The following is an 18,421-nucleotide window of genomic DNA, read 5'->3' on the forward strand; positions in this document are numbered from 1 at the left end:
TCTGGACCTTGGGGGTGGTGTTGGGTTAACTGCGCGGAAAATCTGATCTCTTGCCAAAAGGCCTAGTACATCATGCCCTATGAACCCGCAGCAATTGAAAAGCGTTGGCAAGAGGCCTGGGAGAAGGCCGGTGTGTTTACCGCCACGCGTGACGCCTCGCGCCCCAAATACTATGTGCTGGAGATGTTCCCATACCCCTCGGGGCGCATCCATATGGGCCATGTGCGCAACTATACCATGGGCGATGTGGTGGCGCGGTACAAGGCCAGCGCGGGTTTCAGCGTGCTGCATCCGATGGGCTGGGATGCCTTCGGGATGCCCGCCGAAAATGCCGCGATGGAACGGGGCGGGCACCCGAAAGACTGGACCTATGGCAATATCGCCGACATGCGCGGGCAGATGAAGCCACTGGGCCTGTCGATTGACTGGAGCCGCGAATTTGCGACCTGCGATGTGGAATATTACGGCCAGCAGCAGGCGATGTTCATCGACATGATGGAAAAAGGCCTGGTCTACCGCAAGAATGCGGTGGTGAACTGGGACCCGGTAGATATGACCGTGCTGGCGAATGAGCAGGTGATCGACGGCAAGGGCTGGCGATCAGGTGCGGCGGTAGAGCGGCGCGAGCTGACGCAGTGGTTTTTCAAGATTTCCGATTATTCGGGCGAGTTGCTGGAGGCGCTGGACGGGCTGAAGGACTGGCCCGAAAAGGTGCGCCTGATGCAGGCAAACTGGATCGGGAAATCGCGCGGCTTGCAGTTTGCGTTTTCCACCGTGGATGCCCCCGAAGGGTTTGACCGTCTGGAGGTGTACACCACGCGGCCCGATACGCTGCTGGGGGCATCGTTTGCAGCGATTTCACCCGATCACCCGCTTGCCAGGCATTTGGAGCGGCATGACCCGGACGTGGCGGCATTTGTCGCCGAATGTCGCAAGATTGGCACGAGCGAGGAGGCCTTGGAAAAGGCCGAGAAGCGGGGGCTGGATAGCGGCGTGCGGGTTCGGCATCCGTTTGATACGGCGTGGGAATTGCCAGTTTACATCGCGAATTTCGTGCTGATGGAATACGGGACGGGGGCGATTTTTGGCTGCCCGGCGCATGACCAGCGCGATTTTGAGTTTGCGACGAAATATGGCTTGCCGATCCCGCCCGTGTTTGTGCCCGAAGGTACCGAGGAAGCGGCGCTGAGCGAAGCGTATGTGCCGCTGAAATCGGAACCTGTCCGCTATGTTCGCGGCTTTGCTGGCGATGAGGTGCAGACAGGGGCTACGGCTGTCAATCTGGCGATTGATTTTTGCGAATCAAAAGGGGTTGGGCATGGTGTCACCAATTACCGCCTGCGCGACTGGGGTGTTTCGCGGCAACGCTATTGGGGCTGCCCGATTCCGGTGATCCATTGTGATACCTGCGGCGTGGTGCCGGAGGCCAAGGAAAACCTGCCGATCGAGCTGCCCTATGATGTGACGTTTGACATTCCGGGTAACCCGCTTGATCGCCATCCGACATGGCGTGACTGCACTTGCCCCAACTGTGGGGCGGCGGCGCAGCGGGAAACCGATACGATGGACACGTTTGTCGATTCGTCCTGGTATTACGCACGTTTCACCGCGCCACATTCCGATACGCCGACCAACGCAGAAGATGCCGGATATTGGATGAATGTAGACCAATATATCGGCGGAATTGAACATGCGATTCTGCACCTGCTCTATTCGCGGTTCTTTGCCCGCGCGATGCACAAGACCGGGCATTTGCCCGCATCGGCGATTGAACCGTTCAACGCGCTGTTCACCCAAGGCATGGTAACGCATGAAACCTATGCGACCCGCGGCGCGGATGGCCGCCCGGTGTGGCAAATGCCGGAAGACGTGGTGAAACATGAATCGGGGGCGACACTGAAAGATGGGACCCCGGTAGAGGTCGGGCCGATCATCAAGATGTCCAAGTCGAAAAAGAACGTCGTGGACCCGATGAATATTATTGCAACCTACGGTGCCGATACAGCCCGCTGGTTCGTGATGTCAGACAGCCCCCCCGAACGCGATGTGGAATGGACCGCATCAGGGGCCGAGGCGACAGCGAAATATCTTGGCCGGGTTTGGGCGCTGAGCGAACGGATCGCCATGATGCCCGCGGGTACAGGCGCAGAAGATGACGATCTGCTGCGCGCCATGCACCGCGCGATTGAGGACGTGACCCATGCCATTGAAGGCTTTGCGTTCAACAAAGCCATCGCCAAACTGTATGAATTTACCAACACGCTGCTCAAAGCCAAAGCGGGCAAGGCCGCAATGGCCGAGGCGATGCGCACGCTTGCACAGTTGATGTCGCCGATGGTGCCACATCTTGCCGAGGAGGTTTGGGCAATGCAAGGTGGCGCGGGTCTTGTTGCACAGGCGGCATGGCCCAAGGCCCTGCCCGACATGCTGCTGCAAGACACGGTTACATTGCCGATCCAGATCAATGGCAAACGGCGCGGCGAAATCACGGTTCCCGCCGATATGGCTGCATCCGAGGTTGAAAAACTTGTTCTGGCGGATGATGCTGTGATCAAATTCCTTGCAGGCCAACCTGTAAAGAAAATGATCGTAGTTCCGGGGCGTATTGTGAATGTGGTTATCTAAAGCTTTCTTTCTGGGTGCGATAATGCTGGCCGCTTGCGGCTTTACCCCCGCCTATGCACCGGGTGGCGGCGGCACGGCGTTGCAAAACACCGTGCTGGCCGCCGAGCCGCGCGACAAGCCGGCATTCGATTTGGTAGAGCGGCTGGAAGAACGGCTGGGGCCATCGGACAGCCCGCTTTACGGGCTAAGCTATAGAATCGCCCTGAATCCCGTTGGTCTTGGAATTACCCCCGATAACGCGGTCACGCGCTACAGCCTGATTGGGGTGGTCGAGTGGGAATTGACTGATGTCACCACCCGCGCGCGACTTACCGGGGGCAAGATCGAAAACTTCACGTCTTATTCCGCAACCGGGTCCACCGTGGCGGGGCTGGCGGCACAAGAAGACGCGGCGCAGCGCCTGATGCGGATTATCGCGGATCAGATTGTCAGCCAGCTTTTGGCGACCTCTGGGCAATGGGCTGCTGCTGCCCGGCCTGTTACGGAATGAACCTGAAAGGCCAGCAAGCGGCAAAGTATTTGGCCGCCCCTGACCCCAAAAAAGCAGGGTTGCTGATTTTCGGGGCCGATCCGATGCGCGTGGCTTTGAAACGGCAAGAGGCGATTCTGGCACTGGTTGGCCCGCAAGGAGAGGCCGAAATGCGCCTGACCCGCCTGCCCGCCGCTGAATTGCGCAAGGATAATGCGGCGCTGTCGGATGCGATTCGGTCGGTTGGTTTTTTTCCCGGCCCGCGCGTGGCCTTTGTCGAGGATGCCACCGATGGCATGGCGCCGCTGCTGGCCGAAGTTTTGCGCGAATGGCGGCCGGGTGATGCCGCGATTGTGGTCACGGCTGGCGGCCTGACCGCAAAATCACCGCTAAAAAAGGTGTTTGACGATTCGGGCAATGCCGTATGCATCGGGCTTTATGACGAGCCGCCAAGCCGAGAAGAGATCGAGGCCGAACTGAAACGGGCCGGGCTGAGCGCCATAACCCCCGAGGCAATGACCGACCTTGGCATCTTGGCCCGCGCGCTTGACCCCGGTGATTTCCGACAAACGCTGGAAAAGATTGTGCTGTATCAATGGGGCGTAGCCGCGCCGCTTGGTTCAGCAGATGTGGCGGCCTGCGCCCCCGGCACAATAGAGGCCGACGTGGATGATGTGATTTATGCCGTGGCCGAGCGCAACCAGCAACAGGTAGGGGCATTGATGCGGCGGCTGGAGGGGCAAGGCGTGGCCCCCGTGACCCTGTGCATTGGTGCAATGCGGCATTTCAAGGCCCTGCATGGTGCCGCAATTGATTCGGGTGGTGCGGCGAATGGCATGCTTCGGATGCGGGTCTTTGGCCCGCGCCGCGACCGGATGCTGCGGCAACTGCAGGGCTGGCGCGTTCCGGTGCTGGAATGGGCGCTGGCCGAGCTGTTGGAAACCGACCTGACGCTACGATCAACCAGCCGCGCGCCCGCTATGGCTGTGATGGAACGCGCCCTGATCCGGCTTGCGATGGCACCGAAATGAAGCGCTGGCAGCGCGTCCTGCGGTCACTTGGCCCGTCGATCGGCCGCCCCCGCACCAAAGAAATGCTGCGCGCCTGTATTGGTGCAGGGGTCGGGCTGACGCTGTGCATTTTTTTGGTAAGGGTGACTCGGGCACCGTTTTTGCCCGAAGGTCCAGACCCGACCTTGTTGCTGATTGCGCCTTTGGGGGCGACGGCGATGCTGGCCTTTGCCGTGCCCTCAAGCCCGTTGGCGCAGCCTTGGGCGGCGATGGTGGGCAACACGGTTTCGGCGCTGATCGGCGTGGCTTTGGTGATGACCGTGACCGAGCCCTGGCTGGCAATAGGCCTGTCCGTCACTTTGGCGATGGGGGCGATGATGCTGTTGCGCGCCACGCATCCACCTGCGGCGGGGGTCGCGCTTGGCGTGGTTCTGACCGCTGATGTGGTGCGCGAGGTTGGCTTTTCCTATGCATTCAGCCCGGTTCTTCTGGATACCTGCCTGCTATTGCTGGTCGCAGTCGTCTATAATCGGTTGACTGGCCGGGTTTATCCGTTCCGTCAACCCGAGGAACAGGCCCCGACACAGGTGGCCCAACCGGGGCTGCAACCGGCGATAGAGGCCAGGGAACTGACCCAAATCCTGCAAGATCTGCGGCTGGATGCCAACATCGGCCCTGCCGACCTTGCCCGGCTGATTGATGCGGCGCATGGCATTGCCGCGGAACATCTGTTCAGCGGCGTTGTCAGCAGGCAGGTGATGACACGCGATGTGGTGACCACCCCTCCGCAAATGCCCGTCAGCCAAGTGGCAGCCCTGATCCGCCAGCATAAGCTGCGAACCTTGCCGGTGATTGATCAAGATGGCATGTTTCAGGGCTTGGTCAGCGCCTTTGATCTGGTCCGATCATGGGACAAGCCGCCCAAGGCCGTAAAAACCGGCGTGCTGACCCGGCTGTTGCGGCCCAGCCAGGACGCTGTGGAACCCGTGGCAGCAGATGTGATGGAAAAAACGGTCGGCACCGCAACCGAAACAACACCGCTGGGCGTGTTGATCGACCTTTTGGCCGAGGGTGGACAGCAGGCTGTGCCGGTGCTGGACCAAGGGCGGCTCGTCGGGCTGGTAAGCCGCGCTGATTTGATTGCCGCACTGGCCAAGGCACAATATCCACAAAGGAAGCCTGCCATAGCTGGCGCCTGAGGGCGCAAACCCATAGGGCCGCCAAGGCCAGCGCGCGGGCAAGACAGAATATCGCCAAGCGTTTTGCCACACGCGCCCTGTCGCGCAATCCCCCAGAAGGTCGTGGTGAATACGGCTACAAATACGGTGGCGTGCTGCCTGCCGGTGCAAACCCAGTGGCGCATGGAAACCGACGCGGGCCTGATTGTTCGGCCAGCCTATCACGGCCAGCCCTGCAACCATTGGCCCTCTACCTTGCCTGTGCAGCGGCACGCCCGGCCCACAGCCCTGTCGCCAGGCAAGCGGTCAACAAATACCCGCCGGTCGGCGCCTCCCAATCCAGCATCTCACCGCAGGCAAAAACGCGCGGCATGGCGCACAATTCCAGCCCATCGGTCAGCGCGTTGCGGGCGATACCACCGGCGGTCGAAATCGCCTCATCCATAGGGCGCGGGCCCGCAAGCGGCACCGGCAACGCCTTGAGCAGCGGCGCGAGGTCATCGGGCAGCGGGCGGCCCCATTCTTGCACCAAGGCAATCGCCACGGGGGGCAGGCCCAGTTTGCGCAGCCGCCCGGTTACGCTATCGCCTTTGCGGGCTTTGGCCAGCCGTGCGCGCAGCGCCTCGATCTTGAGGTCAGGAAACAGGTCAAGCCCAAGCGTGGCACCTTGGCGCAGGGCGCGGCTGATCGCGTAAATCCCGCCCCCCTCCACCCCTTTGGATGAGATGATAAATTCGCCCCGTTCGCGCTGCCCCGTCGAAAGGCACAGCGCCGCCGCTTTTACAGGCTGGCCGAAATGCCGCGCCATATGTGGCGACCAATTCACGCAAAACCCCATATTTGAAGGCTGAAACGGATTAATCTGCACCCCATGCCCCGCCAACCACGGCACCCAAGCACCATCAGAACCAAGCCGCGCCCAGCTTGCACCGCCCAGCGCCAGAACGGTAACGCCGGGCCGCAAGGTGGCGCGACCCATTGGCGTTTCAAAAGCAAAGCTATCGCCCTCAAACCCGGCCCAGCGCCAACGGCTTCGCAGCTCCACGCCCGCCGCTGCCAGCCGCGCCAACCATGCCCGCAACAACGGCGAGGCCTTCATGGCAACCGGAAAAACCCGCCCCGAGGACCCGGTGAACACCTCTTGCCCCAAGCCCCTGCACCAATCTTGCACCTGTTCAGGGCCAAATTCAGCCAGCATCGGGGCCAGCCACGGCTCTGGGTAGGCCGCGATGAAATCGGGGTCTGCGTGGGTGATATTCAGCCCTGATTTGCCCGCCATCAGGAATTTGCGGGCCGGGCTTGCTTTGGCCTCAACCACCAGCACCCGGCGGCCAGCGGCGGCCAGCGCCTCGGCGGCCATCAGCCCGGCAGGGCCTGCGCCAATGACCAATGCGTCTGTCTGGGGGGGCTCGATCATGGCAGCCAAGGCGCGGCGCGCTGAAACCCCAGCGCCCGATGCGGATAAAAGCTTTCCAGCCCATTACCCTTTAGCCAATTCCATAGTGCAAACATTACCTTGCCCTGATCTGTGTTCTTGCCCCCGGCAATACCAAAGCCCCCATATCCACCGACAAAATCAACACCGTTTTCCGCAATTCGGCGCAGCCCGCAATCTGGGTCATAAAGCGCAGCGCGCATGGTGGCCGGGATCAAAGGCTGGGCCAAAACCGCATGCAAGCACCGCGCCCGTGGAACGACGATTGGAAAAGTAACGGGCAACAGCGCAAGCTGTCGCCACAGGGCAGGATTGGTCAGCCAATGTAGCGGATCATTCAGAACCGCACCGGCCAAATCAATCGGTCTGGCCCCAAAATCCGGCATTTCCTGCATAGGTTTCGCCCCCTGTGCCCTGCGCTGCGTCACCGTGTTCTCTGTCAAGAAAACACAAGCTATACAAGAGCAGGCTGAAACCGGCAATTTCCCCGCCGCCACGAATATGGGGGCATGGCTGCGCGAAAATCGTCGCAATCAGCCGATCACCACGCGCGGCACGCCGCCCGCCTGCCGGACGGTGCCGACAACTGCCGCCGCCCCGAAACCATGGCGCGCGAAAATCGCCAGAACCGCATCCAGTGCGGCGGGCGCGCAAGACACAAGCAGGCCGCCGCTGGTCTGCGGGTCCGACATCAGCGCCTTGTCCTCGGCCGCGAAGCTCATCGGGAAGGTGACGCCATCGCCATAGCTTGTGACGTTTCGCCCAGAGGCCCCGGTGACAAACCCCCGCGCCGCCAACGACCGGGCACCAGCCAGACAGGGGACCGAGGCCCAGTCGAGATGAATCTCGCAATCTGACCCGCGTGCCATCTCAAGCGCATGGCCTGCCAGCCCAAACCCGGTCACGTCCGTAATCGCGTGAACGCCCTCGATTTCCGCAAGCTCTGGCCCCGGTGTATTCAGCCGCGTTGTTGTTGCGATCAACTCGCCATAGCCCGCAGCGCTGAGCGCGCCGTTCTTGAGGGCCGCGGCCATCACGCCAACGCCAAGCGGCTTGCCCAGCACCAGCAGATCGCCGGGCCTTGCGCCCGCGTTGCGCCGGACCAGATCGGGATGGATAAGCCCAAGCGCCACCAGACCATAGATCGGCTCGACCGAGTCAATCGTATGGCCGCCGACCACCGGAATCCCGGCCTGCCGGCAGCTTGCCGCACCACCTTCAAGGATGCGGCCGATGGTTTCGGGCGACAGCACGCTGATCGGCATGCAGACCAGCGCCAGCGCCATGATCGGGCGCCCGCCCATCGCGTAGACATCACTGATGGCGTTGGTCGCCGCGATCCGGCCGAAATCAAAGGGGTCATCCACGATCGGCATGAAGAAATCGGTTGTGGCGACCAGCGCCTGCTGGTCATTGATCCGGTAAACCGCCGCATCATCCGAGGTTTCAATTCCGACCAGCAGTTCGTCGGGCATCGGCATCGACGCCGTCGACCTGAGAATGCCGGCCAATACATCGGGGGCTATCTTGCAGCCGCACCCGCCGCCATGCGACAGTGAGGTCAGGCGCGGTTCTTGTGGCTTGCTGTTCATTTTCACTTCATTCCCACTGCACTGCAACGTGATCCGGGCATTTGCGCATCATCGCCCAGCCGATTACCGAGTCAATCGGGCGTCTCTTGCCATTTCCGACCACCCAAGGCCAGCCAGAAGCCACAGCCGGTCAATCAGCCGCAGCAATGGTTCTTGCGGTCAGGCCAATGTCAATCTGCGGCAACTGCGCGCGTTCACATCCCGCCGCATTTGCCCTAAACAGCGCCCTTGTTCCAAACTCCGGCGATCACATGACCCAACACCGATCCGAACTACTGATGCCTGCGGGCAATCTGCGCAAATTGAAAATGGCGATCCTTTACGGGGCCGATGCGGTCTATCTGGGCACCCCAGACATGTCGCTGCGCACCAAGTCCGAGTTTTCACTGGAGGAGGTGATCGAAGGGGTCGATTTCTGTCATGCCCACGGGCGGCGCGCCTATCTGACGCTGAACCTGTTCTTGCACAACAAGGACATCCCGAAACTGGATGAATATATCGAAACCGTGCGCCGGGTGAAGCCGGACGGGCTGATCATCGCCGATCCCGGCGTGTTTCAATATGTGCGCGAACATGCGCCGGAAATCCCGCTGCATATCTCGACACAGTCCAATGTCTGCTCTTGGATGACAGTCAAATTCTGGCAGGGTCAGGGGGCAGACCTGTGCGTATTGGCGCGCGAAGTCTCCTTTGCGGAACTGACCGAAATTCGCGAAAAATGCCCGGATATCAAGCTGGAAGCCTTTGTGCACGGCGCCATGTGCATGACCTATTCGGGCCGCTGCCTGCTGTCCAACTTCATGGCCGAACGCGGCGCCAACCAAGGCAATTGCGCCAATTCCTGCCGCTGGAACTATACGCTGAAAATGCGCCTGAAAGACGGCACCGTCGAAGATCTGGAAATCAATGACACCAACAAGGACATGTTTGAATTTCTGCTGGAAGAGGGCTGCCGCCCCGGCGAGCTGATGCCGATCGAAGAAGACGCGCGCGGTTCTTACATCCTCAATTCACGCGATCTGTGCATCATGCCGAAACTGAACGATTACCTGTCAATCGGGGTGGACAGCCTGAAGGTCGAAGGGCGCGGCAAGTCGGAATATTATTGCGCCATCGTGGCGCGCGCCTATCGCATGGCCATCGACGACTATTATGCCGATCCTGAAGGTTGGAACCCGAAACCCTATATGCGCGAGCTGGAGGCGGTGGGAAATCGCGGCTATACGCTGGCCTTCCATGACGGGCGGCTGACCAATTACGCGCATGACTATGAGCACACCGCCGCGCTGGCCCAGTGGGAATATGCTGGCGTGGTGACCGAGGTAACCGAAGACGCCTTTCTGGTGCAGGTGAAGAACAAGCTGGGGGCCGGCGAGGTGCTGGAATTCGTCTCGCCCATCGCGCGCGAAACCGTGCTGCTGCGGATGTATGATTTTGAGCGCGCCGCAGATGGGGAACGGCTGGAAATGGTGCAGGGCAGCACCCAGACCGTGATCCGAATCCCGTTCTCGCTGTTCGATCACGAAGACCTGGACGAGCTGCGCGCCCGTTTTCCCGCCTTCACCGTGCTGCGCAAAGAGCGCGCCCTGAACGAGGAGCAATGGAACCGCATCCGCTTTGACAAGCTGACGCAAGGTATGGAGGTTTCAGGGCGCGGCGACCCCGCCGCCTATGCCCGCCGCCGCGACGCGCTGGCGGCAAGCATCGCGCAAGACAGCAATGAAAAGCGGTTCAAGACCAACCGTGTCGGCACCGAGGGCTGCTGCGGCAAGGGCTGCAATGGCTGCATGATCTTCTGGCAGGATGACCAATACGGCCAGGCCCGCGAGGTTCTCTTGCGGCGCAAACAAGGCGAACAACTAAGCCGCGTTGAGGCCAGGACCCTCAAGATCCCCAGCGCCTGAGCCAAAACTGGCCCGGTATCCGCCCGACCTTGGTGCGCTCTGTATTTTCTGGGGATGATCGCGTTCGACATGCCAGTTGGCAGCCGCCGGAACCACTTGTTTGGCCAATTCGCAAGCGCGCTTCATTGCCCATGCGGTGATGCCGGGCTAATGTGGGGCCACCACGTTAAGGAACCCAGCCGCATGACCCAAACCTCTCGCCGCATCGGCAAACGCGCCCTTTTGTCACTTTGGGGGTGGCGGCTGCTTGGCGGGGCCGCTTTGGTTCTTGGCGCGATCGGGGTTGTTTTGCCATTGCTGCCAACAACGCCGTTTGTGATCCTTGCGGCGTTTGCTTTTGCCAAAAGCGCGCCGGCGCTGCATGCCAAACTGGTGCAAAGTCGAACCTTTGGCCCTGCCATTGCCAGCTGGCAGGCAAAGGGTGCAATTGCCAGACGCCACAAGGCAATGGCGCTGACGATGATGCTGGCTGCGTTTGTCGCAGCGCTTGTCGTTGGTGCGCCGATGTTTGCGCTGGTCGTGCAGGTGGTGTTCATGGCCGGGGCCGCGCTTTTCATCTTGACGCGGCCAGATGGTTAAGTGGCCCATCAACCCATAAACGGGGCCGGGCGGGCTGCGACATGGAACGCTGTGGCGCCCCTCAACACAGCGAATCCAGCATCAGATACCCCCGCACGAAACACGCGCCAGCGCTTGGCGGCAGAGGTTTCATGGCTGTCGGTCAGATGCGCATTGACCTTTGCAAAGATCGCTTCGGTCAGCACTGTGCCGCCTTGCCAAGGTTCCGCCAGGCCACAATGGAAATGACGCCCCAAACAGCGGCGCGCAAAATCATCGCCCCGACCGTGCGCAACTCATACGCGCCACCTTGCAGCACATGGATACCGAAAAACACCCCGACCAGAACCGTGCTGACCAGAATCGCAATCGACAGCCAAAGCGCCACCAAATGCCGCAGGTACAGCCCGATACCGGCCACAATATAGGCAAAACCAGCCAAAAAGTTGAACCACAGCACAAAGCCCACGGCGTTGCCGACCGCCGCCTGCGCCTCTGCCCCACCGAACAACGCGCGCCCACCGGAAAGAACGGTCAACGCACCAAACACAACCGCAACCCCTGCCGCGATGACGAGCACACGGCCACAAATGCTTTCTTTGGTCACTTTACGGCTCCTTGTTGGATGACTTGTACGCTTGCCACCAAGCACGATGACACAGTGCGTTCGGCGTGCGTTCGGCCCTTTTCTATAACGCTGTCCTTGCTGGCGCAGCAGCGCAAACGCAAACGCAAACGCAAACAGACGCTAACGGTAAATCCGATCTTGCCCAAAGGCAATTTGCCAAAACGTCACGCGGGTTGTGGCGGTCACAAAGGGGCTTTCCGCCTTGGCCTGCCCCGCAACGCCTTGGCCAAGGGCGGCTTTGCTCTGCCAACCAATCCTACCTTGTCTGGCTTGCCGCCCCCACGCCGCCGGGGCAGGGGCGCGCTGCTCAGTTCTGACATTTGGCCCATAAAGGGGCTGCGGCCAGCATCCGGTCAATACAGCAATGCCGCCCCGCACGCCCGACGGAAAATCAATCCCGCAACAGCTCATTGATCGAGGTCTTGCTTCGCGTTTGCGCATCGACCTTTTTCACGATCACCGCACAATACAGGTTGACCCCGTTTTTCGACGGCATCGACCCCGCCACCACAACCGACCCAGACGGCACCTCGCCATACATCACAGCCCCGGTTTCGCGGTCCACAATCTTGGTCGATTGCCCGATGAAAACACCCATTCCCAGAACCGAACCTTCGCGGATGATGCAGCCCTCGACCACCTCGGACCGGGCACCGATAAAGCAGTTGTCTTCGATGATCGTTGGCCCCGCCTGCATCGGCTCTAAAACGCCGCCAATCCCGACGCCGCCCGAAAGATGCACATTCTTGCCGATCTGCGCGCAAGAGCCGACCGTGGCCCAACCATCCACCATCGACCCCTCATCGACATAGGCCCCGATATTCACGAAAGACGGCATCAAGACCACGCCCTTGCCGATAAAGGCCGACCGCCGCACAATTGCGCCCGGTACTGCCCGAAAGCCAGCCGCGCGCCAATCGGCCTCAACCCAGCCCTGAAACTTGGAAGGCACTTTATCCCACCAGTTCGTCCCGCCATTGCCGCCCGAAATCTCGGACATATCGGTCAGCCGGAACGATAAAAGTACCGCCTTTTTGGCCCATTGGTTCACATGCCAATCCGCCCCGCGCTTTTCGGCCACGCGCAATGTTCCGCTGTCCAACGCGGTCAGGGTCGCTTCAATCGCCTCGCGGGCCTCGCCTTTGGTGGCAGTCGTGATCGAATCACGGTTTTCCCAAGCGGTCTCGATTGCGGTTTCAAGGGCGGCATTGCTCATGTCATATTCCTTTGCGATGGTCAGGCTTGGCCCAAGCCTATAGACGTTGACGCAAAGCCACGCAATTGCAGACCAAGGAATACCAATGAAAGAAGAACCCCGCCGCCATCCGTTTCGTGACAGCCAGCAAGACGTAAAGGCAGCGCGTGACATCCCCGACACCGCGCAAACCCGTGCGCCGGCCTATCGCCTTGCCTTCACCGACCACGATTTCATGTGCAGAGAGGAGCTGCGGCCAGTGCGCCTGCAACTTGAACTTCTCAAGCCGCAGATGGTGATGGATGAACGCGGCATTGATTCCACGATTGTACTGTTCGGCGGCGCGCGCATTCCCGAACCCGCGCACAAAGATACGGCCCGGACCGAAACTCTGGCCGAATTGACCAAATACTATACCGAAGCGCAGAATTTTGCCCGGATCATGACTGAACGGTCAATGGCCAGCTATGGCCGCAAGAATGTGATCATCACTGGCGGCGGCCCCGGCGTGATGGAGGCAGGCAATCGCGGCGCGGCCGAGGCTGGCGGCCAAAGCATCGGGCTGAATATCGTGCTGCCGCATGAACAGGCACCAAACGCCTATGTCACGCCTGACCTGTGCTTCAACTTCCATTATTTCGCGATTCGCAAAATGCATTTCCTGATGCGTGCGGCGGCAATCTGCGTCTTTCCCGGCGGCTTTGGTACGCTGGACGAAATGTTTGAAAGCCTGACGCTGATCCAGACCGGGCGGATGAACCGCATCCCCTTCTTGCTGTTCGGTCAGGCCTTTTGGGAGCGTATCATCAACTGGCAAGCGCTGGCCGAGGCGGGAACCATCTCACCAGAAGACCTGAACCTTTTTCGATTTGTGGAAACCGCTGAGGAGGCAATCTCTGTCATCGACAATTGGGAAATCTCGCCCTGCGACTGAACCGCGATCTTTTCGGCAAAAAACATCCCAAAGGGGGCGGGGGCGCTTGCCGCGATGCGCCCCCGCCCCCGAGGGCCTTGGGGTTGAACCGGCAAGCGCATCTTGGCCGCGGCCCGGCTTTGGGCATGGCATCGGGGCCAACGCTTTCAAAACGCCCTGCCGGAGTGGCGGGCGGGGGTTGGTTTTTCTGGCTATCGTCGCCGGGCAGCCCCCCTTTTCCCGACCGACCATTTTTGCAGATCGGTATGATCGGCGCAGCTCTCAGCGATCCCGCAGCGCTTTTGGCGGCATATCAAGCGGCATCGCGGGCCTCGTGAACTTCTGCGAACCATTTCAACACGGCATCTTGATCCATCATCAGGTCGCAGGCCATGCCTGCGCCAAACGCGCCCCATGCCTCGGCATAGGTTGGGCGCACAGCCGTAAGGACAGGCACCCCCAATGCGATGGCTTTGCCAATGAGATCGCGAAATCCGCGCCCTTCACTTTCGCCGCGTCCAAAGCGGTTAAGGATGAGCAGGTCTGCACCCTGCCCCAATTCCTGTTCGATGAAGGCGGAACATTCCGCAAGCGCACCGGGATGTAAGCGGCAGCCGTGTGAGCCGTTCCCCAAGGGTTGCGAAATGCGGAAAACCCGGTTTGAACCCAGCGTTGTCAGGTCCATATCGGCGCAGTGACATTCGCCCCCAACAGCCCCGCGCGTTTGCAACGCACCACGCACACGGTAACCCATGCCGGTCAGTGTTTGGGCTGTGGTTGCCAAGAAGCCGTCAATGTCGCCATGGTCAAAGCGGATAGCCGCAAGGGAAACAAAACGCATCATAGACCTCCGTTAGCACAGAACGGGCGCCAAAACAGGCGCGCACCTGACTGAATTTGGTTGGTTTCGGCGGGAACAATGGCAAGCCCGTCTGCATCACCCAACGGCAAAAGCGTGGCCGAGACGCTGTGGCCAAGGCGCTGCAACACAGGCAGGCCGTTTTCGGCATAGGCCAACAGGCGCACCGGAAACACCTCGGCCCGGCCCGGTTTGCGCGACCAATCAAAGCCCGCAACGGCAGGAACTGGCGCAAAGGGGGCGGGCCTTGCCCCCAGCAGGCGGGCAATTTGCGGCAGCGCGAACATATGAAAGCCCACAAACACCGCGAACGGATTGCCCGGAAGGCCGGTAAACGCAGCGCGACCAAGGGTTCCAAACATCACCGGCTTGCCCGGCTTCAACGCCACGCGCCAGCCGTGAACCGTGCCACCCGCAGCGGTCAGCGCATCGCGGATATGGTCCTTGCCACCCATGGAAACGGCACCCGAAGACAAGATCAGATCAAACTGCGCGCCAAGCCCGTGCAAGGCGGCAGCGGTGGCGGCGGCATCATCGGGCAAGATACCCAGATCGGTGACCGCGGCCCCCGCTTGCCGTGCCAGCGCCATCAACATGGGGCGGTTGGCATCGGGGATTTGGCCGGGGGCGCAGGTGCCATCTTGCACCTCATCACCCGTGGAAAAGATTGCAACGCGGGGGCGGCGGATCACATCGACCTGCGCAATCCCGTTGGCCGCCAACAGGCCGATGTGATGTGGCGCAATGCGGATACCTGCGCGCAGCAATTCCTGCCCTGCGGCCTGATCGCTGCCCGCGCGGCGGATGTTTTCACTGTCGGTGGGGGTGCAATTGAAATGCACTTTATGGGTTTTGTCGATACAGGATTCGATCATCGCAACGGCATCGGCACCCAAAGGCAAGGGTGCGCCCGTGAAAATACGCAACGCCGCCCCTTGGGGCAAGTCGCGCGGGGCATCGCCCGCAGCAACGGTGCCAGCGATGGGCAAACAGCACCGCCCCGCCAGATCTGCACGGCGCAGCGCAAAACCGTCCATCGCGGAATTGTCAAAAAACGGCATCGCCCTTGTGGCGCGCACGGGCGCAGCAGTGCTGCGACCAAGGGCATCCCCCACGGCCACAGGCTGCGTATCTGTAATCGGTGCGACCAGCGCCAGCGCGCGGTCCAGCGCGTCGGTGACGCTCATCATATCGGCGCGCGACGAAAGACTGTCGCAGCCGCATCCGCTGGGGATATGGGCCATATGCATTGGGGGTTTTCCTTGGTCTTGGGGAAAGGCGGGGGGCCAGAGAACCGGCCCCCTGCCGTGACGCTTTACTTTGGCGCGTCAGAGGCGTTTTTCATCAGGAATTCCATGACAAGTTCAGCCTCGTCGTCATTTAGGCCTGCGCGTGGGAACATCGACGGCGTGATGCCCTTCCACTGCTGCGTGGTAAAGTGGGTGACTTCACGAGGCGCGTGGCAAACAGTGCAGCGCTCGTAATACATCTTTTCACCCGGCCCCATACCAGCATAGAGCTTTTCGGTCAGTGCTTCCAGACGGTCAAGGCCCAGCTTGTCTTCGTCGATCTCGGCGATCTCCATGTCTTCGATGATCGCAGGCTTTTCATAGGCCATGTTCGGACCGTCAGGGTCTTCACATTTGCGCATGCTGCACAGCACGGTGTTGGCAGTTGTCGCCTGCGCCAGACCGGACGACGGCTGTGTCGAGGTCAGGAAGTTGACCAGACCCGAGTTGCAGCGCCCCTTGCTGTCAAGCGATGGCCATGCCCCTTCATAGATCGAGACCACACCCGGCATGATATCATCGCTGATAACCGCGCCGGCAATCACTGTGCCGCGATCGTTGTAAAGCTCGACCAGATCGCCATCTTCGATACCGCGCGAGGCGGCGTCTTCCGAGTTGATCCGAACCGGCTCGCGGCCCTGGATTTTATAGAGTTCGCGCAGCCTTTCCGACTGGTCCATCTGGCTGTGCAGGCGGAACCACGGGTGCGGCGATACAACGTGCAACTGACCTTCTTTGGCATTGCCGAGGTACTCATGCTTTTCCATCCACATCGGCATGCCGGGGCAATCTTCGATCTCAAGTTTTGCGAAATCTTCGCAGAACATTTCAATCTTGCCGGATGTCGTGTGCAGCGGGCTGCCTTCGGGGTCATTGTAGAACGCGCCGTGGCGTGTCCACTTATGCGCGGCCTCTGGCACCTCTTGGCGCACATAGCCTTTTTCCCAGAATTCCTCGAAAGGCACATGCTTGGATGCATCTGTCGCCTCATAGGCAAGCTTGATGTGATACATCTTGTCTTCGCCTTCGGTGAACTGCGTCCACAGGCCGAGTTTGTCCGCCAGACCTTCAAAGATTTCGTAATCTGGAAGGCTGTCGCCAATGGGTTCGATCACCTTCTTCATCGCATAGATTTTGTCGTTGGAGTAGGTGCCGCCGACACTGATGTCGTCTTGTTCCAGCGTCGATGCCGCAGGCATAACGATGTCACACCAACGCGTTGCTGCGGTCCACCAGACGTCGACGCTGACGATGGTTTCGACTTTTTCAAGCGCGCGGATCAGGCGGTTGGTATCCTGCTGGTGGCTCATGAAGTTGTTGCCAGCGTTGAAGATCACCTTCACATCCGGATAGGTGTGGGTGTTTCCGTTATAGAACACTTCCTTGCCAGGGTTTTCCAACATGTCGGTGATACGGCTTGCTGGGCAAACAGTTTTGACAAAGTTACGCCCCTGAGACATGCCAACAGGTGTGCCTTTGCCAGATTGCGGCATACCGCCACCACCATAATGCCACGAGAAACCAACGCCACAGCCGGGCTTGCCGATTTTACCTGTCAGGGACGCAAAGTTGATAATGGCCCAATGGGTCATCTCGCCGTGTTGGGCGCGTTGCAACGACCAGGCACCCGCGATGTTTGTATTGGATTTGGCGAACAGTTCGGCCAGTTCACGGATTTTCGCCGCGTCGATGCCGGTGATTTCGGCCGCCCATTCAGGTGTTTTGGCCACGCCGTCGTCGTCACCTTTGACATAGGCGATCCATTTTTCGGAACCGACCGTATACTTGTCCATATAGGCTTGGTCTTGCAGGCCCATTTCCAGCACATGGTTGGCCATGGCACAGAACAGTGCCACGTCTGTATTCGGCACAATCTTGACCCACTCAGCGTTCAAAACCTCATCCGAGGCCGTTCTCTGCGGGTTGATCGAGATGAACTTGACGCCTGCATCGCGGATCATTTCCCAACGCTGGGACATATCATGGTCAGCCACGGTGAATTCGATCCGGTTGTTCTTGACCGGGTCGCAACCGACCAGAACGAACACGTCACATTCGTCGCGGATGGTTTCCCACGCAGACTGGGGCGAGTAAACTTCCATATCACCGATGATATGCGGCAATGACACCTGCGACGCACCGGCAGACCAGTCACCCGCCGTGTTGGTGCAGCCACCGATAAGGTTGATCAAACGCCCTTGCAGCACGTTGGGGCGGAAGCTGCCTGCGTTCGACCAGCCCCCATAGGACGAGCTGAAGATCGCCTGATTGCCATGATTGGCGGCAGTGTCGAGCAGGGCTTTCGCCGTCAGGCTCCATACAGTGTCCCAGTCAACCTTGACGTATTCTTCGCGGCCGCGCAGCTCGGGCTTGGTGTCACCGGTTTCCCAGCCTTCCAGATAGGACTTGCGGACCATCGGATAGTTGATGCGGGACTTGTCATAGGTGCGGTCCATGATGCCGAGGTTCAACATTGATGTCGGGCGCTTGTCGACGGCCTCGACGGAATCGATCGCAACCATCTTGCCGTCACGCACAATCGCCTCGAACGCGCCAAAATGTGTTGCGTGGAAGATGCGATTTTCAAATGAGTTGGGGTCAAGGCCAGCAAGCGCTGTGGTGCCCATCAGGTTCGCAGCCCCGAAAAACGCAGCGCCACCTTGCAAAAATCCGCGGCGGGTTGGTGTGGTCAGTGACATATGGTCCTCCAATACCTGTTTCTTTGAGCACAGATTATTCTTATGCGCTTTGCGCTGTCTTGATCTT

16 protein-coding genes are annotated in these 18,421 nt (G+C 60.2%); 7 read left to right on the plus strand and 9 right to left on the minus strand.

Annotation, left to right across the window (positions count from 1 at the left end; translation table 11 throughout):
• Positions 1 to 69 precede the first annotated feature (69 nt).
• Genes leuS through VDP61_RS01675 form a run of 4 tightly spaced genes read left to right on the plus strand, consistent with a single transcriptional unit; the run spans position 70 to position 5,303 of the window.
• On the plus strand, positions 70 to 2,625 hold the full coding sequence (gene leuS, locus VDP61_RS01660) for a leucine--tRNA ligase (protein ID WP_323005473.1): 2,556 nt from the start codon (positions 70 to 72) through the stop codon (positions 2,623 to 2,625).
• Positions 2,612 to 3,115 (plus strand): LPS assembly lipoprotein LptE, encoded by a 504-nt coding sequence (lptE, locus tag VDP61_RS01665; RefSeq protein WP_323005194.1) that lies wholly within the window; start codon positions 2,612 to 2,614, stop codon positions 3,113 to 3,115. The genes leuS and lptE overlap by 14 nt, the downstream gene beginning before the upstream one ends.
• Positions 3,112 to 4,125 carry a DNA polymerase III subunit delta gene (gene holA / locus VDP61_RS01670; protein WP_323005195.1) on the plus strand — a complete coding sequence of 338 codons (1,014 nt, stop codon included), beginning with the start codon at positions 3,112 to 3,114 and terminating at the stop codon, positions 4,123 to 4,125. Before lptE ends, holA begins: the two co-directional genes overlap by 4 nt.
• A complete protein-coding gene (locus VDP61_RS01675; protein WP_323005196.1) occupies positions 4,122 to 5,303 on the plus strand; it encodes an HPP family protein in 1,182 nt (393 codons plus the stop codon). Before holA ends, VDP61_RS01675 begins: the two co-directional genes overlap by 4 nt.
• 229 nt (positions 5,304 to 5,532) lie before the next feature.
• On the opposite strand, the gene VDP61_RS01680 is transcribed toward VDP61_RS01675, so the two are convergent.
• The 3 genes from VDP61_RS01680 to selD form a co-directional block, all read right to left on the minus strand.
• Positions 5,533 to 6,699, minus strand: coding sequence for a TIGR03862 family flavoprotein (locus VDP61_RS01680; protein WP_323005197.1), 1,167 nt, complete (start codon positions 6,697 to 6,699; stop codon positions 5,533 to 5,535).
• A complete protein-coding gene (locus tag VDP61_RS01685) occupies positions 6,696 to 7,112 on the minus strand; it encodes a hypothetical protein (protein WP_323005198.1) in 417 nt (138 codons plus the stop codon). Before VDP61_RS01685 ends, VDP61_RS01680 begins: the two co-directional genes overlap by 4 nt.
• A gap of 138 nt (positions 7,113 to 7,250) precedes the next feature.
• The gene (gene selD, locus VDP61_RS01690; protein ID WP_323005199.1) at positions 7,251 to 8,309 is read right to left on the minus strand and encodes a selenide, water dikinase SelD; all 1,059 of its coding nucleotides are present in this window, start codon (positions 8,307 to 8,309) and stop codon (positions 7,251 to 7,253) included.
• 251 nt (positions 8,310 to 8,560) lie between these two features.
• On the opposite strand from selD, the gene VDP61_RS01695 reads away from it, so the two are divergent.
• Together VDP61_RS01695 and VDP61_RS01700 are read left to right on the plus strand one after the other, a co-directional pair.
• Positions 8,561 to 10,213: a peptidase U32 family protein gene (locus VDP61_RS01695; RefSeq protein ID WP_323005200.1), complete on the plus strand. Its 1,653-nt coding sequence runs from the start codon at positions 8,561 to 8,563 to the stop codon at positions 10,211 to 10,213.
• A 183-nt stretch (positions 10,214 to 10,396) separates the two neighbouring features.
• Positions 10,397 to 10,792 carry a YbaN family protein gene (locus VDP61_RS01700; protein ID WP_323005201.1) on the plus strand — a complete coding sequence of 132 codons (396 nt, stop codon included), beginning with the start codon at positions 10,397 to 10,399 and terminating at the stop codon, positions 10,790 to 10,792.
• An 8-nt stretch (positions 10,793 to 10,800) separates the two neighbouring features.
• Here VDP61_RS01700 and VDP61_RS01705 read toward each other — a convergent pair whose 3' ends face one another.
• From VDP61_RS01705 to dapD, 3 genes are all read right to left on the minus strand, one after another.
• Entirely contained in the window at positions 10,801 to 10,977 is a 177-nt protein-coding gene (locus tag VDP61_RS01705) for a hypothetical protein (protein WP_323005202.1), read from the minus strand.
• On the minus strand, positions 10,971 to 11,378 hold the full coding sequence (locus VDP61_RS01710; protein ID WP_323005203.1) for a hypothetical protein: 408 nt from the start codon (positions 11,376 to 11,378) through the stop codon (positions 10,971 to 10,973). Before VDP61_RS01710 ends, VDP61_RS01705 begins: the two co-directional genes overlap by 7 nt.
• A gap of 412 nt (positions 11,379 to 11,790) precedes the next feature.
• Positions 11,791 to 12,615, minus strand: a complete 825-nt coding sequence (gene dapD / locus VDP61_RS01715) for a 2,3,4,5-tetrahydropyridine-2,6-dicarboxylate N-succinyltransferase (protein ID WP_323005204.1) — start codon at positions 12,613 to 12,615, stop codon at positions 11,791 to 11,793.
• A gap of 85 nt (positions 12,616 to 12,700) precedes the next feature.
• Here dapD and VDP61_RS01720 point away from each other — a divergent pair, with 85 nt between their 5' ends.
• Positions 12,701 to 13,528: a TIGR00730 family Rossman fold protein gene (locus VDP61_RS01720; protein ID WP_323005205.1), complete on the plus strand. Its 828-nt coding sequence runs from the start codon at positions 12,701 to 12,703 to the stop codon at positions 13,526 to 13,528.
• Positions 13,529 to 13,820: 292 nt separating this feature from the next.
• Here VDP61_RS01720 and VDP61_RS01725 read toward each other — a convergent pair whose 3' ends face one another.
• The 3 genes from VDP61_RS01725 to VDP61_RS01735 all read right to left on the minus strand — a co-directional run bounded on the left by VDP61_RS01725 (position 13,821) and on the right by VDP61_RS01735 (position 18,354).
• Complete coding sequence (locus tag VDP61_RS01725; RefSeq protein WP_323005206.1) at positions 13,821 to 14,348, minus strand: DUF2478 domain-containing protein; 528 nt, start codon at positions 14,346 to 14,348, stop codon at positions 13,821 to 13,823.
• Positions 14,348 to 15,616: a gephyrin-like molybdotransferase Glp gene (glp, locus tag VDP61_RS01730; RefSeq protein ID WP_323005207.1), complete on the minus strand. Its 1,269-nt coding sequence runs from the start codon at positions 15,614 to 15,616 to the stop codon at positions 14,348 to 14,350. The genes VDP61_RS01725 and glp overlap by 1 nt, the downstream gene beginning before the upstream one ends.
• Before the next feature lie 65 nt (positions 15,617 to 15,681).
• Entirely contained in the window at positions 15,682 to 18,354 is a 2,673-nt protein-coding gene (locus VDP61_RS01735) for a molybdopterin-dependent oxidoreductase (protein ID WP_323005208.1), read from the minus strand.
• Between the last annotated feature and the right edge of the window lie 67 nt (positions 18,355 to 18,421).

This window comes from Pseudorhodobacter sp., assembly GCF_034675685.1.
In the GTDB taxonomy this organism is placed as follows: Bacteria; Pseudomonadota; Alphaproteobacteria; order Rhodobacterales; family Rhodobacteraceae; genus Pseudorhodobacter.